Origin of the sequence: Lentisphaera profundi (assembly GCF_028728065.1) — a bacterium.
Taxonomy (GTDB): Bacteria; Verrucomicrobiota; Lentisphaeria; order Lentisphaerales; family Lentisphaeraceae; genus Lentisphaera; species Lentisphaera profundi.
The window spans coordinates 2,525,608-2,539,675 of record NZ_CP117812.1 but is presented as its reverse complement, the minus strand read 5'-3'; the positions used below and the strand labels follow the sequence as shown (position 1 = coordinate 2,539,675).

The following is a 14,068-nucleotide window of genomic DNA, read 5'->3' as shown; positions in this document are numbered from 1 at the left end:
TTTATATCTTTACTTGAATACCTATTTTAAAGCTTAGCAATTAAATATGATAATTTATGAGAAAGAGATGTCATTAAGTTACGGAAAGGATCTGATTTGTGGTGAGATTGATAATCGCCAAAAAGGAATGGTGAGGGGAAAGCTACTTTTTACAGGATGGCAAAATTTTCTTTCATTTGAAATCAAGGGAGATTTATGTGCTCATGAAGGATCTTGTATCATTTTTCATAATCCCAGGGCACAAATTTGTGGCCGTACATATCCAAATAAACTAGAAGGAAAATTACTCGATTTTACACTCAGCATGGAAGAAGGGTTACGGATAGTTTTTAAAAGTAAAGAGTTTGATTTGGTGGTTTTAGAATTAAATGAAATTCAATTCCAGCAATCTCCTCAGCTATGGGAATGGAGAGCAGGTGAATTTAATAATTATAGTGAGCAACTAAAAGTAGAGAGGCTAAAGTTTGAGCCATCTTTGGAGCGTATAAAGCAAGAATCCAGAGCTGAGCAAAGCTCGTCGGATAAAGTGCGAGAAGTCATGATGAAGCGCATTAATCAAATGCAGCTTCTTTTGGGAAGGGCTGTGGATAAAGCTATTGATCTTAATATGGATAAATTGAGACGTTTGGAGCAAGATTTGCAAATGTTGATTGACTTTGAAAGCGATACGCTTAATAGAAATCATGGAAAAGCGGAGACGCCTATCGTATCTTATCCCTTTGACTTGCGACCAGAAACTTTGATAAGCGATGAAGAAATAGAGTTTGAAGGGTGGCGTTTAATATACTCACTAAGTGCCTGTGCTATTTATTTAACTCGAACAGATCATTTATCATGGCGAGAGCTGTATACGCTTGTGATGACAAAGCTGTTAGATGAGCAATACGAATCTTTAAGCTTAGGTCATGTGGGGATTATTCGTCGCATTGATGTCGTTAATTTAGATGATAATCCAGAAGATCTTAACTTACGTTATTACGCATTTTTTGATGAGCGAATATGCATGGAAGAAGAGATGGGTCTAGTATTACCTCCGATAGAAGAGCGGCCCTTTGATCGTGACTTACAGTTGCCGAAGAGACTTGAGAGTCCCACTGGTTAAAAAACTAAATCGCATTATTATTGAGAGCTTTAATAAGTTCAGTAAATAAAAGGATGTTCAGCTTCATGAGACTCAATAAGTTTATCAGTGATTCAGGCTTTTGTTCTCGTCGAGAAGCGGACAAATTGATCGAAGAGGGCAGGGTCCTCGTTAATGGACGTAGATGCGTCACAGGCCAGCAAATTAATGACGATGATTTTGTCGAAGCTGATGGCCAAAAAATCAAAGTAAAACGGCAAAAGGAAAGAGTTTATCTCGCCTTTAATAAGCCCGAAGGAATTACTTGTACTACTGAGAATTCAGTACGGGGCAATATTGTTGATTTTATTCAATATCCAGAAAAGATTTTTCCGATTGGGCGCTTAGATAAATTTTCTAATGGTCTCATTTTCATGACGAATGATGGCGACATAGTTAATAAAATTCTTCGTGCAGGTAATGACCACGAAAAAGAATACTTAGTTTTAGTAGATCGCCCTATAAAAGATGACTTCATTAGAAATATGTCCAATGGCGTCCCCATTTTGGGAACGGTAACGAATAAGTGTAAGGTAAATAAAGAAGCAAACTGTGTTTTTCGAATTACTTTAACTCAAGGGCTGAATCGACAAATTCGTCGCATGTGTGAATACCTAGGATATAAAGTCATGGGTCTGCAGCGAACTCGAATTATGAATGTGCCTTTGGGGAAATTAAAGATTGGAACATGGCGCCACTTAAGTCCGGCAGAAATGGAAGAGATCAATAAAATGATTTCGGGTTCAAGCAATACTCAAGAGGCTTCTCGAGATCAAAATAAGGGAAGAGGTGCAGCGCCTTCTTCATCTCGCGGCAAAGAGTATAGGCCATCAAAAGCAAGTCATGGGAGTACGCCTTCCGCGAAAAAATATTCATCGTCAAAAAAACGTCCATCGGCTACAAAGTCGGGACGCGGAAGTTCTTCATCAGCAAGTAAAAAAAAGGGATCTGCACCTAAACGGGGCCGTCGCTAAATTATTCTTCAGGGTCGATTTTTTTACGAGCCTGTTTTTTTTGCTTATGGGCTTCGCGATACTGACGTTCGCGAGTTGAAACATTACGTCTCTTTCGAGTGGCGACCCGCCTTTTCTTTTTACGGCCGGCAGCAATGAGTGCTAGACGCAACTTTTTAAGACATATATCTCGGTTTCTGTGCTGGCTACGGGATTCAGAAGATTGAACGACGAGACCTGTAGGGAAGTGCACGAGGCGTACGGCAGAGTCCGTAGTATTGACGTGTTGTCCACCAGCGCCTGAGGCGCGAAAAGCTGAGAACTGACATTCTTTAAAGAGCGCATCATCCTCGGCGGGGATGTTGTAGCCAAAGGGGAGTTTCTCTAAATGGCTACTCACGATTTGAACTCGTCAGAAAATTGTTTCCAAGGAAAATTCGAAAGTGATGAGTTGGAAAAGCGATGGTCAAAAGTGACTTCTTGGTAGGCCCAGTCAGGGCGTTCGAATAAAGTATCCTCTGATGGGAGCTCAATTTCGGCTAAAATTAAACCGTCATTGACACCTTCAAAGACATCAATCGTCCACTCAAACCCTGCATGTTGGATTGTATACCTAGTCTTTGAAATAATATCTGAACAAGCGAGTTGTGTGAGCATGGTTTCTGCGTCATCTAGAGGGATATTATATTCACATTCTAATCGGGAAAAACTATTGTCTGGGGTCTTGCCTTTGATAGTCAGCCATGCCTGATTTTGCGCAATGCGCACACGAACAGTGGCTTTAGCCTCTTTACTAATGTAGCCTTGGCGCAAGTCTTGGCTTGGGGCATTGAGCCAAGGCTTACCTTTTACAAGAAATTTCTTTTCAATTTCTAGCGCCATTTAGATATGTAAACTTGGAGGGTAGATACATTGATCGACGGCTTCTTGGAGTGCGTCGATAACATCTTGTTTATCTTCTTTATAAGTGACACCAAACCATTTACAGGGGCTCTCAACGATATCGCAAGAAATCGTTTTGTTTTTGATGAGCTCATCAATCACAGAGGGGATATAAAATTCTGATTTCGGCGTGTTGAGATGAGTTGATAGGAATTTAATGAAAGCAGATTCGTAATAAGGAAGCATGGATGCAGACATGCACCACATATTCATAGAAACGGGTGTAGTTGAGGCGAATTTATTTCCCTGGTCATCAAGGATATCGTCAGCTTTTAGCGCTAAACCATGAGTCTCTGTTATATCACTGAGGGTGTTAGCTTTCGATTTTTGACAAACACCGCGTGAAACAGTCCCATTTTGAGAAAGGGTTTGAGCAAGTTCAAAAGTGACAATACCACACTTCGTACTTGAGTCATCTTCCCAAGAATCGATCATATTGGAAGCGAGTTTAAAGCTTTCGAGGCCATAGAAATCATCGGCATTGATGATTAGGAATGGGTGATTTACGTTATCAATAGTTGATAATAATGCGTGGCCAGTACCCCAGGGTTTTTCGCGATCGCTAGGGCAATCAAAACCTGTAGGAAGGTGGTCGAGCTCTTGATAACAGTAGACAATTTCAGCAAGATCATTAAACTTTGGGCCAATGAGTTCTTTGAACTCTTTAGCAAAATCTCGGCGAATGATAAATATGATTTTATTAAAGCCCGCACGAAGAGCGTCAAAGACTGAATACTCAAGTATAGCTTCGCCTGAGGGGCCGAGTTGATCTAGCTGTTTTAGGCCACCATAGCGGGAGCCCATGCCAGCGGCAAGAATGACGAGAGTTTTATGCATTTAATATCCTTTATTGTGGACGAGCTAAGCCGCGTTCAGAATTTTTACAGAATTCGACGATGTTTTTAATGACGGATTTATCAGACTTCATCTCGTTTAGCTGTTCGACGGCTTGATCTAAGGTCAGTTTCCGCTTGAAAATAATTTTATAGGCTTCCAGTGCGGCGCGTACATCCTCTTTGTCGTAGCCAGATCTTTCCATACCAATTTTATTGATAATTCTACATCCTCCCGGGGAGCCTTCGCAGATAGTGTAAGGTAGTACATCTTGAACGACTCGTGCCATACCTGCCACAAAAGAATTTTTACCCACTTTACAGAATTGATGAATCGCTGATAAGCCAGAGATAACTACGTGGTCATCGACTATAACGTGACCGGCTAAGGTGGCATTATGACTGAGGACAACATGATCACCAACAATGGTGTTGTGGCCGACGTGAGAGAGTGCGAGTAAAGCACAGTTAGAGCCCACTTTTGTGATGGTGCCATCATCTGTACCAGAATGGATAGTCACATACTCGCGAATAATAGTATTGTCGCCAACTTCGGTGTAAGTGACATTGCCTTCTTTGAATTTTAAATCTTGAGATTGTGAACCAATGGAGGCAAAGGCATAGATTTTGCAGTTATCGCCAATTTTTGTGTTGCCATCAATGACAACGTGGGACTGTAAATAGCAGTTATCACCAATCACAGCATTTTCACTGATGGTACAAAAAGGGCCGATTTTGCAGTTGTCACCAATTTTTGCATCAGGGTGAACAAAAGCTTGTGGGTGAATATCGGAGGCCATTTCTATGCTTCCTTGTCTACAAGAGCAAAAGCCATGGTGAGTTCACATATGATTTCCGAGCCACAGTAAACTTTACAAACACCACGCCCAAGACGAGATTTGAGGAAAGCGAGTCTGAAGTCAATGGTCAATAGATCACCTGGAACTGCAGGGCGGAAAAATTCTGCATCTTCAATAGAAACAAATAGGCCGATTTTATTTTTGTTTTCAGGCTGAGCGAGCATGTAAACACAGCCAAGTTGAGCACAAGTTTCGGTAAGAACTGAAACGGGAAGAACTGGCGAAGGAGGAATATAGTTTTGCGAGTAAGGTTCATTGATACTGACTAACTTTTCACCGACGATGTGCATATCTTCCATGTAAATAACATTGTCGATAAACTGAAAGGGGAAACGGTGTGGAATACTTGCGGAGATCGCATTTGTATCCATGACTTTTTCTTTGTATTCAGCAAATTCAGGAAGAGGTACAGGGCATAGTTCTGTTGGTACAAAAGGTGTACATTCGAGTGTGCCTAAAGTGAGAGTAACGATACTGCAGACTTTACCATGAGCATTTCTAGCAATGGCGTTGATCTCAGCGGATTTTTCAGTTACATCAGTAATGGTCAAGTCAATGATGAGTTGATCACCGGGAAGGACGGGGTTTTTGAAGCGCATCTTTTTGATTTTTCTTACCCATGGAGTGCCAGTGCCACCTTCAAGCTTAAAAGCTGCACCAGCAGCTTGTGCTACGGCTGCCAATTGTAGGACACCAGGCATAATAGGGTTGTCAGGAAAGTGGCCGACAAAATAATGCTCATTAACGGTAACATTTTTTAAAGCTAAGTATTTACCGGCTTCGTCGCAGACTTCGATACGATCAACAAGGAGAGCAGGGAAACGTTGAGGAATGAGTTCGAAGAGTTCTGGATAAGAAATGATTTTTGACATGTTTATTTAGTTCCTGATGTAAGTTTAAGCATTTTTTGTACCATGGTGACATTTGAGGGGTGACCAGGTTTGGCGGCAATGATATGGGCTTTTAAAGGTTTGCCAAGTAAGGAGAAATCCCCTACAATATCGAGCATTTTGTGACGGACGAATTCGTCGTCAAAGCGTAGGCCATCTTTTGAATAAATTGTACCGCCGTGAATAACAGTGGCATTATCGAGGCTGCCACCACGGATAAGTCCGGCTTTCATGAGGTGTTCGAGTTCAAAATATGAACAGAAAGTTCGGGCTTCGGAAAGATCTGTTTCGAAAGATTTTTCGGTGACAGTCATGGAAAGGTATTGGGTGTCGAGAATAGATTGATCGTATTTTACCGTGCAGGAGATACGAAATTTATCATCTGGAACAACAGTAATTAAAGCGTGCTCCATCTCAATAGTTTGGACTTCGTCGATGGTGAAATATTCACGAACAGCGTCTTGTTCGATGCGTCCTGCTTCTTTTAATATATTTAAAAAAGGCATTGAACTCCCATCAGCAATAGGGGGTTCAGGACGGTCCATCTCTACATAGATGTTATCGATGCCACGGCTCATAAGTGCGGCCAAAACGTGTTCAACTGTGTGGATAACTGCAGGGCCATCTTCAATCGTTGTACCGCGCATGACTTCTGTTACATTTGTACCAATGGCATGAACTTCTGGTTTGCCAGGCAAATCCATACGCCGAAAGATAACTCCAGTATTAATGGGTGCTGGCTGAAAAGTCAGTCGAGCTCTATGACCAGTATGCAGAGCTATGCCGGTTAAGGAGGCTGATTTTTCAATTGTATGTTGTTTATCTGGGTTCAAAGTGCGATCCAAAATTAAATTTTATGATCGCACAATATACGAGAACTTACCTTTATTTCACGGCAGAGCAAGAATTTTAATCATCGATGGGGCTCATACCAAGTTATAGCATAATAAATGGAGAGTATGAATATAGAGATCACTTTGGCTAAGCGAGTTTAGAAAGTGGTATCCCGTACTTTCGAAATGTTATTAGCTCTCATGAGGTGATTAGAGTTTTTGCAGATGGGGGTAGCGGTGTCATTTAAGGCTAAGTAAGAGCTAAAGCAGTAAAGATCATGTTAAACCCCTTGAGTTTAACTTTTGGTAATTTATTTTAAAATATAATTAATACCAAAAGAGACATATGGCCAAAAAGAAAAAACAAAAGCAAAATCACCTTGAACGCTTCGAAAATTTGAGCGATGAACAGAAGATGGAAATCTTAAGTTCTGCAGCTCGTTTGCGGAAAGCGCACAAGATGAAACGTAGCGATCGTGGAGACTGGAAACGTAATTTAGAACGGGGTCGTGACCACTCAGGTAAGAGCGCGTCGCGCATGCCTCAGCAAAAATCGGATGGCTTAGAAGATTGGACGCGCAAAGCTATGGAGCTTGCGGATTCGATGAATACCTTAGATAAAGTTTCGGAGCGAGAACTTTTCCAAGGTGTGGTGAAAAGTATTTCTCGCGGTGGAGGAATAGTGAGGGGCTCACATGGAGAAATGACCTTCTCCTTAAAATCTGAACTGGCGATGTTACAGAAGACAGGTGTTTCAGTAGGAGAAGAAATATTTTATTCGATGAAGGGTGACGGCAATGCTTTAGTTGAGCGTATAGCGAAAAGGAAGAGTATATTTTCACGACCGGATCCACTAAGACCCAAACTGGAACGCGTGATCGCGGTCAATATTGATTACGTTTGCATGGTGTCTTCCTTGGATAGCCCCGCTTTCAATCCCTATTTTATTGATCGAGTTTTGATTGGCGCGCGTCAAAGTGGCGCGGACTTTGTGCTTTGCCTCAATAAAATGGACTTGGAATTTAAAGATAAAGAAAAAGTCCTCAAGGAGTTGGATTACTACCGCAAGCTCGGTGTGACGATTTTTGAAGTCTCTGCAGAGGAAGATCTCGGGATTGATGAACTTAAACTCTTTTTGAAAGGTAAGAAGTCCGTTTTTGTTGGGACGAGTGGTGTGGGTAAATCATCCTTGTTGAATACTATCAGTCCTGGTCTCGATATAAAAACGCAGGAGACAAGAGAGAAGGCAGGAGGTCGCGGTCGACATACAACTGTGATGTCTACTTTTCACTATTTAGAAGAAGATGATCTCTATATAATTGACACTCCGGGTTTCAGAGAGTTTAATTTAATGGAGATAAACAAGGACGAATTAAAATTTTACTTCCCTGAATTCGAGGGATTAGAGAGTTGTAAGTTTAATAATTGTCAGCACATTCATGAGTTGGGTTGTACCGTTTTAGATGCGGTAGAAAAGGATGAGATTTATGAACGTCGTTATGACAGTTATTTAAGAATTTTGGATACTTTGCCAAAGAGTGATACATAAAAAAAGGATTGGAAATGTTTACGTTAAAGTTATTGAGGAAGATAGGCAAAATTTTACGAGGTGGCGCAACAACGCGCGAAATTACGCTTGGTTTTATGTTAGGAATGATGTGGGGTTTTATTCCCGGTTTTAATTTGAGTCAATTTATCATGTTATTTGTGGTTTTATTACTCAATGCGAACTTTGGTTTTATGATCATGGGCTTGCTTTTTGGTACCTTAGCTTGCTTTGGGCTTTCATCTGTTACTTTTGAAATTGGTTATGTACTGATTTCTAGCTTACAGGGTTTATTTACAAGTTTACACAATACGGCCTTGGTGGCTTGGATGGGTTTAGATAGTTATTGCCTAGTGGGTGGTGTAAGTCTAGGTACAATTCTTGGTCTAGCAATAGGTGTATTTTTAGGTAAGACGGTAGTTTCAACTCGTGAGCGTTTATTTAAGCTTGAGGGTAGTGACAAAATGCAGGAGCTGAATAATAAGTGGTGGGTCAAGCTTTTATTGTTTGTAGCTTTTGGTGGTAAACTACCAAGTAAAGACGATCAAGAGGATAAAAAACATCCATTCTTTCGACCTATGGGTTTGGGCTTAATCGTTTTTGTCGCCTTAGTTTTGTTCGTATTAGAGATGTTTCTACTTCAAAATATAATGAAATCTCAGCTCGAAAAACAATTAACACGTGCGAATGGCGCTGAAGTTAATATCAATGAATTAGAGTTCTCTATGAGTAAGGGCACTCTAGTGATGAAGGGTATTGAATTCACTGACAGTTCTGATCTAACTAAAAATGCTGTTCAGATTCAAGATATTGCATTGGATGTACAGATGTCAGATTTATTGAGAAGTCGTGCAGTAGTGGAGCTTTTAAAGGTAGATACAGTAGAGTTTGGCGTGCTCCGCAAAAGTCCAGGTAAAGATTATCAGGATGAAGATGAAAAATCAGACAAAGACGATAAAGCGAAACAAGAAGATAAAGAAGGCGAATTCGACCTTAATACTTATTTAGATAAAGCGGGGAAGTATCGTGAGTACTACGATAAGCTTAAAGATTATCTAGATAAACAAGAGCAGAGTGCGGAAGCAAAAGCAGAGAACAAACCTGTGAAAGTTACAAAAGCAGATTTACGTCTTCAGGCGGAAAAGTTAGGTTTCTTAAATTTGAGAGCTAGTGAGCTTTATCAAAAAACTGCAGCGTGGCATGTGAAGAAAACTTCGGTGAATGACATTAAGTCAGACGACCGTGCGTATACCTTAGATATTTCTGATTTGAGTAGTCATCCAGTGATCGTCGGCAAGCCCGTCTTGGCAAATCTAAGTGATGGTAATAATATTGAAGCAAAATCTGTACTCAATGTTCATCAGTTAAATGCTCAAAATACTTTGACTGTAAAAGTGAGTGATTTACAGAGAAAAGAAGATATTGACTTTGGTGAAGATACGGCAGCCATACTTCGCGGTGGTGATATGAATTTTGATCTGGATGGAACATTCACAGCTCAGAGCCTTAATTTACCTTTCTTACTTAAAATACGGAATCTGAATGTAGATGTTCGTCCAGGTAAAAAAGTCTTAGGCTTGGAAGAACAAGATGCGGAAGAGATTTTAAATGCGATGGAGTCACTAGATGTTAAAGGTGAGTTCTTGGGGTCTTGGGATCAACCGAAGCTTAAAATTGATTATGAGTTACTTTTAAAGCGCGTTCAAGAAGCTTTGCTTAGCTCGGGCAAAAAGCTCGTCAAGAAAAAACTCGATGCTGAGAAAAAGAAAGCAGAAGAGAAGGTCCGTAAAAAGGCTGATGAGAAACTTGATAAAGCTAAAGAGAAACTCGATGATAAGCTAAAAGGCCTCTTCGGTCGTTAAGCGTTAATAAGATTTGATCAAGGAGAAATCCTCGGTTTACCGGGGATTTTTTGTGCTCAGTAAGTTTGCTTACTTGTGAACAGTGTAAAATAAATTCAGTACGATATGAGGACTAATATTAAATATTAGAAGAGGAGGAGGTGCAGTACTGATCAGGTTAAGCAACACGATGATGAACTCCTATGATGAGATCATAAGGAATAGTGTTTAAGCAAAAAAAAATCCCCGGTAAAAACCGAGGATTTTTTTGTGCTAAGTAAAACTTACTTTACTTGCGAGAAACTACAGAAGCTCTTAGGTACTCACGATTCATGCGAGCAATGTTTTCTACTGAAATTTCTTTAGGGCAGGCCGCTTCGCATTCACTTTCGTTTGTGCAGTGACCAAAACCTTCTTCATCCATTTGTGCAACCATATTGAGGGCACGATCTGTACGCTCGACTTGGCCTTGTGGAAGAAGTGCTAGCTGAGAGATTTTAGCTGAAGTAAAGAGACTTGCAGAAGCATTCTTACAAGCAGCTACACAGGCGCCACAACCGATACAAGTAGCGGCATCCATTGCGAGGTCCGCATCTTCCTTTGGAATGGGAGTCGCATGGGCATCTGGAGCTGAGCCAGTTTTGATAGAAGTATAGCCACCAGATTGGATGATACGGTCAAAAGATGAACGATCAACCATGAGGTCACGTACTACAGGGAAAGCTGATGAACGCCAAGGTTCAATGAAAACAGTTTCGCCATCTTTGAATTCACGCATGTGAAGCTGGCAAGTAGTCGTAGCTTTTGCAGGTCCGTGAGGCTGTCCATTAATGTAGAGTGAGCACATACCGCAGATACCTTCGCGACAATCATGGTCAAATACAATGGGAGCTGAGCCAGCACGTTCGAGTTGGTCATTTAAAGTATCGAGCATTTCTAAGAAAGAAATCTCAGTGGATATACCCGACATTTCGTGAGTTTCGATATAGCCCTTCTCTGTACGTGATTTTTGACGCCAGATCTTGAGTGTGAGATTGAGTAATTTTCCTTGAGAGCTCATTATTTGTAACTCCTTTGTGATGGTATGCAATGTTTAAAATCAAGTGCTTCGGTATGGCGTTCAGGTTCATTGTCGACGCCTTTGAATCCCCAAGCAGCTACGTGCTGGAAGTTTTCGTCGTCGCGCTTCGCTTCGTTATCATCAGTTTGTGATTCTTCACGGAAGTGACCACCGCAGGATTCTTTACGAGCTAGAGCATCGCGAGCCATGAGTTCACCGAGTTCAAGGAAGTCGGCAACGCGGCCAGCTTTCTCTAGAGTAATGTTTAAATCACCTTTTTCGCCTACGACAGAAACGTCAGTCCAGAATTCTTTACGAAGATCAGCTACATCAGTGATGAGTTTGCCAAGACCGGCTTCGTTACGAGCCATGCCACAGTGCTGCCACATCATTTTACCTAAGCGTTTATGGAAATCATCCACAGATTGCTTGCCGTTGATGTCGAGTAAACGTTGACTTGTTTCGTTAACTTCGTTTTCAGCAGCTTCGAACTCAGGCATGTCAGTACTAACAGCTTCCTGCTTATTGGAAGCAAGGTAGTTAGAGACTGTATGAGGAGCCACAAAGTAACCGTCTGAAAGACCCTGCATAAGTGCAGAGGCACCGAGGCGGTTGGCGCCGTGATCAGAGAAGTTGGCTTCACCAAGAACGAATAAACCATCGAGGTTAGACATCAGGTTATAGTCAACCCAGAGGCCACCCATGGTATAGTGAATTGCCGGATAAATTTTCATTGGAACATCGTAAGGTGAGTCAGCAGTAATGCACTGATACATATCAAAGAGGTTACCATATTTAGCTTTAATAGCTTCGTAACCATCACGCTCGATTGCAACACTGAAATCAAGGAAAACGGCTTCGCCAGTGTCATTAACACCTAGGCCATTATCACATTCAAGTTTAGCTCCACGAGAAGCAACATCACGAGGAACGAGGTTACCAAATGCAGGGTAACGCTCTTCTAGGTAGTAGTAGCGATCAGCGTCGGCAATATCTTTGGCAGTTTTTGTGCCCTGACGGATAGCTGCCACATCTTCTTTTTTGCGCGGAACCCAAACACGGCCGTCGTTACGGAGTGATTCGGACATCAAAGTGAGTTTGGACTGATTCTCGCCGTGAACAGGAATACAAGTTGGGTGAATCTGTGTGTAACAAGGATTTGCGAAGTAAGCACCACGTTTGTGTGCACGCCAAGCAGCTGTTACATTTGAGCCCATTGCATTAGTGGAGAGATAGAAAACATTACCATATCCACCTGTACAAAGAATAACTACGTCTGCGGCGTGACGTTCGATAGCACCATTAAGTAAGTTACGAGTGATGATACCTTTGGCTTTGCCGTCAACCATAACTAAGTCGAGCATTTCAGAACGAGTGTGCATAGTGACTTGGCCAGATTTGATCTGACGACTTAAAGCACTGTAAGCGCCGAGGAGGAGCTGTTGGCCCGTTTGGCCTTTCGCATAGAAAGTACGTGATACTTGAGCACCACCAAATGAGCGATTGGCGAGGTAGCCAGAGTATTCGCGAGCAAAAGGAACGCCTTGAGCTACACATTGATCAATGATGTTACCTGAGACTTCAGCTAAACGGTGAACGTTCGCTTCACGAGCACGGTAATCTCCACCTTTTACAGTATCGTAAAAGAGGCGGTGAACGCTGTCACCATCATTAGGGTAAGACTTTGAAGAGTTGATGCCACCCTGTGCTGCAATTGAGTGAGCACGGCGTGGGCTATCTTGGATACAGAAGCAATCGACATTGTAGCCCATTTCTGCAAGTGAAGCGGCTGCCGATGAGCCAGCAAGACCAGATCCTACGACGATAGCTTTGAATTTACGGCGATTCGCAGGGTTAACCAATTTCATATTGAATTTATGTTTTTCCCATAAATTCTTCAGATCGCCTTCAGGTACATTTCCGTTGAGTTCCATATTACTTAGCTCCTACAGTACAGCTTGTTGACGAGCAATCTACTGGATTAATAAAACCAAAGTAGACGGGGAAGATTGAGTAACCGACAGCAAAAATAAGCGCTAGAGCCAATGCTGTTTTTTTGATAAAGGGAGTGTATCTAGGGTGGTTAAGGCCCAATGTTTGAAAAGCACTTTGGAAACCGTGCTTTAAGTGAAAACCAAGAAGAATCATAGAAACGATGTAGTAAGCGGAATAAAGTTTATTGGCAAAAAGCTCCACAACAGTTTTATAGAGGTCTCTCATTTGTGGCGAAGTAGCAGTGGCTTCTTGTGTATACTCAGTACCAAACTTGAAAGTGACCAAGTGGAGAATGAGGAAGACGAGAATAACTCCGCCAGTGTGAACCATAAAGCGAGAGGAGAGAGTGCTTTCACCGTGAGTTTTTCTTACAACATATTCTGATCCACGAGCCGCAGCACTAAGCATTTTTGTGCGAATCGCGCAAAAGATGTGAATACAGAAAAGTGCTAAGAGGCCAAATTCAGCAGCCCAAAGAACGGGACCCATAGAAGTGAGTTTGTAGGCATAATCATTGAAAGCCGCAGGGCCTCCAATTTTAGGAAGAAGCAGGAAGTTACCGGCAAGGTGTGTTACTAAGAAGCCTGTGAGAAGGAGGCCCGTAGCAGCCATAAGGACTTTCATCCCAATGGTTGAGGAGATAAATCTGCACTTGCATTTACTCATTTTTATTTCTCTTTATTTAATTAAATTAAGTCGCGCTCAAATATGTGTCGTGTCATACTTATTTCAACGCGTAAAAATTACCGATTTTGTAAAAAATAGCGTTAAAACTTACGTAAGTACCCTGTTTTTTTTTGTCAGCAAGTATACAGTTAGTAAAACGTTAAAAACTGAGGCGAATAAAGACAACATGGTACTAGTTGATAACAAGATTTTTTTTATTCAGATTGAAGGTGACTTAGGCTTAAGGCAGCTCGAATCTTTACAAAAAGATTTAGCGGTAGGTTTTGATGCTTTTGGGGAATGGGAACAAATGACATTGGACTTATTCAATGCAGGTTCTTTATGCAGTGCCGCCTTTGCCTATATTAAGTATCTATTCAAAATTGCTGATGAGCGAGATTGCCAATTTATGGTAATTGGCTGTAGTGATGAAACCTTGAGTCGTCTTAAATTATTCCGTTTGAATCAGCAATTCCCCATCGGCATTAATAAAAGTAGTGCCGAATTAGCGGCAGAAAGAAAATAGTTC

At 41.5% G+C, this 14,068-nt stretch carries 13 protein-coding genes and 1 pseudogene; 5 read left to right on the top strand and 9 right to left on the bottom strand.

Annotation, left to right across the window (positions count from 1 at the left end; genetic code table 11):
• Positions 1-46: 46 nt before the first annotated feature.
• Both PQO03_RS21540 and rluF read left to right on the top strand, forming a co-directional pair.
• Positions 47-1,102 (top strand): hypothetical protein, encoded by a 1,056-nt coding sequence (locus tag PQO03_RS21540; protein WP_274153274.1) that lies wholly within the window; start codon positions 47-49, stop codon positions 1,100-1,102.
• A gap of 65 nt (positions 1,103-1,167) precedes the next feature.
• A complete protein-coding gene (gene rluF, locus PQO03_RS21535; RefSeq protein WP_274153273.1) occupies positions 1,168-2,094 on the top strand; it encodes a 23S rRNA pseudouridine(2604) synthase RluF in 927 nt (308 codons plus the stop codon).
• Between the two features lies 1 nt (position 2,095).
• Here the strand turns inward: rluF and PQO03_RS21530 are convergent.
• From PQO03_RS21530 to lpxC, 6 genes and pseudogenes are all read right to left on the bottom strand, one after another.
• Positions 2,096-2,386, bottom strand: a pseudogene (locus tag PQO03_RS21530) (peptide chain release factor family protein); the annotation flags it as partial.
• An 83-nt stretch (positions 2,387-2,469) separates the two neighbouring features.
• Positions 2,470-2,955, bottom strand: coding sequence for a CYTH domain-containing protein (locus PQO03_RS21525; RefSeq protein ID WP_274153271.1), 486 nt, complete (start codon positions 2,953-2,955; stop codon positions 2,470-2,472).
• Positions 2,956-3,852: a glycosyltransferase family protein gene (locus tag PQO03_RS21520; RefSeq protein ID WP_274153270.1), complete on the bottom strand. Its 897-nt coding sequence runs from the start codon at positions 3,850-3,852 to the stop codon at positions 2,956-2,958.
• Positions 3,853-3,862: 10 nt separating this feature from the next.
• Entirely contained in the window at positions 3,863-4,648 is a 786-nt protein-coding gene (gene lpxA / locus PQO03_RS21515; protein WP_274153269.1) for an acyl-ACP--UDP-N-acetylglucosamine O-acyltransferase, read from the bottom strand.
• A 2-nt stretch (positions 4,649-4,650) separates the two neighbouring features.
• On the bottom strand, positions 4,651-5,580 hold the full coding sequence (gene fabZ / locus PQO03_RS21510) for a 3-hydroxyacyl-ACP dehydratase FabZ (protein ID WP_274153268.1): 930 nt from the start codon (positions 5,578-5,580) through the stop codon (positions 4,651-4,653).
• A gap of 2 nt (positions 5,581-5,582) precedes the next feature.
• On the bottom strand, positions 5,583-6,431 hold the full coding sequence (lpxC, locus tag PQO03_RS21505; RefSeq protein ID WP_274153267.1) for a UDP-3-O-acyl-N-acetylglucosamine deacetylase: 849 nt from the start codon (positions 6,429-6,431) through the stop codon (positions 5,583-5,585).
• Between the two features lie 346 nt (positions 6,432-6,777).
• Here lpxC and rsgA point away from each other — a divergent pair, with 346 nt between their 5' ends.
• Both rsgA and PQO03_RS21495 read left to right on the top strand, forming a co-directional pair.
• Complete coding sequence (rsgA, locus tag PQO03_RS21500) at positions 6,778-7,980, top strand: ribosome small subunit-dependent GTPase A (RefSeq protein WP_274153266.1); 1,203 nt, start codon at positions 6,778-6,780, stop codon at positions 7,978-7,980.
• 14 nt (positions 7,981-7,994) lie between these two features.
• Positions 7,995-9,839 (top strand): DUF2062 domain-containing protein, encoded by a 1,845-nt coding sequence (locus tag PQO03_RS21495; RefSeq protein WP_274153265.1) that lies wholly within the window; start codon positions 7,995-7,997, stop codon positions 9,837-9,839.
• Between the two features lie 268 nt (positions 9,840-10,107).
• Here PQO03_RS21495 and PQO03_RS21490 read toward each other — a convergent pair whose 3' ends face one another.
• The 3 genes from PQO03_RS21490 to PQO03_RS21480 are packed head-to-tail and all read right to left on the bottom strand — an operon-like array spanning position 10,108 to position 13,539.
• Positions 10,108-10,878 (bottom strand): succinate dehydrogenase/fumarate reductase iron-sulfur subunit, encoded by a 771-nt coding sequence (locus PQO03_RS21490; protein ID WP_274153264.1) that lies wholly within the window; start codon positions 10,876-10,878, stop codon positions 10,108-10,110.
• On the bottom strand, positions 10,878-12,812 hold the full coding sequence (locus tag PQO03_RS21485) for a fumarate reductase/succinate dehydrogenase flavoprotein subunit (protein WP_274153263.1): 1,935 nt from the start codon (positions 12,810-12,812) through the stop codon (positions 10,878-10,880). The genes PQO03_RS21490 and PQO03_RS21485 overlap by 1 nt, the downstream gene beginning before the upstream one ends.
• 1 nt (position 12,813) lies before the next feature.
• Positions 12,814-13,539, bottom strand: a complete 726-nt coding sequence (locus tag PQO03_RS21480) for a succinate dehydrogenase cytochrome b subunit (protein ID WP_274153262.1) — start codon at positions 13,537-13,539, stop codon at positions 12,814-12,816.
• A gap of 49 nt (positions 13,540-13,588) precedes the next feature.
• On the opposite strand from PQO03_RS21480, the gene PQO03_RS21475 reads away from it, so the two are divergent.
• The gene (locus tag PQO03_RS21475) at positions 13,589-14,065 is read left to right on the top strand and encodes a hypothetical protein (RefSeq protein ID WP_274153261.1); all 477 of its coding nucleotides are present in this window, start codon (positions 13,589-13,591) and stop codon (positions 14,063-14,065) included.
• Positions 14,066-14,068 lie beyond the last annotated feature (3 nt).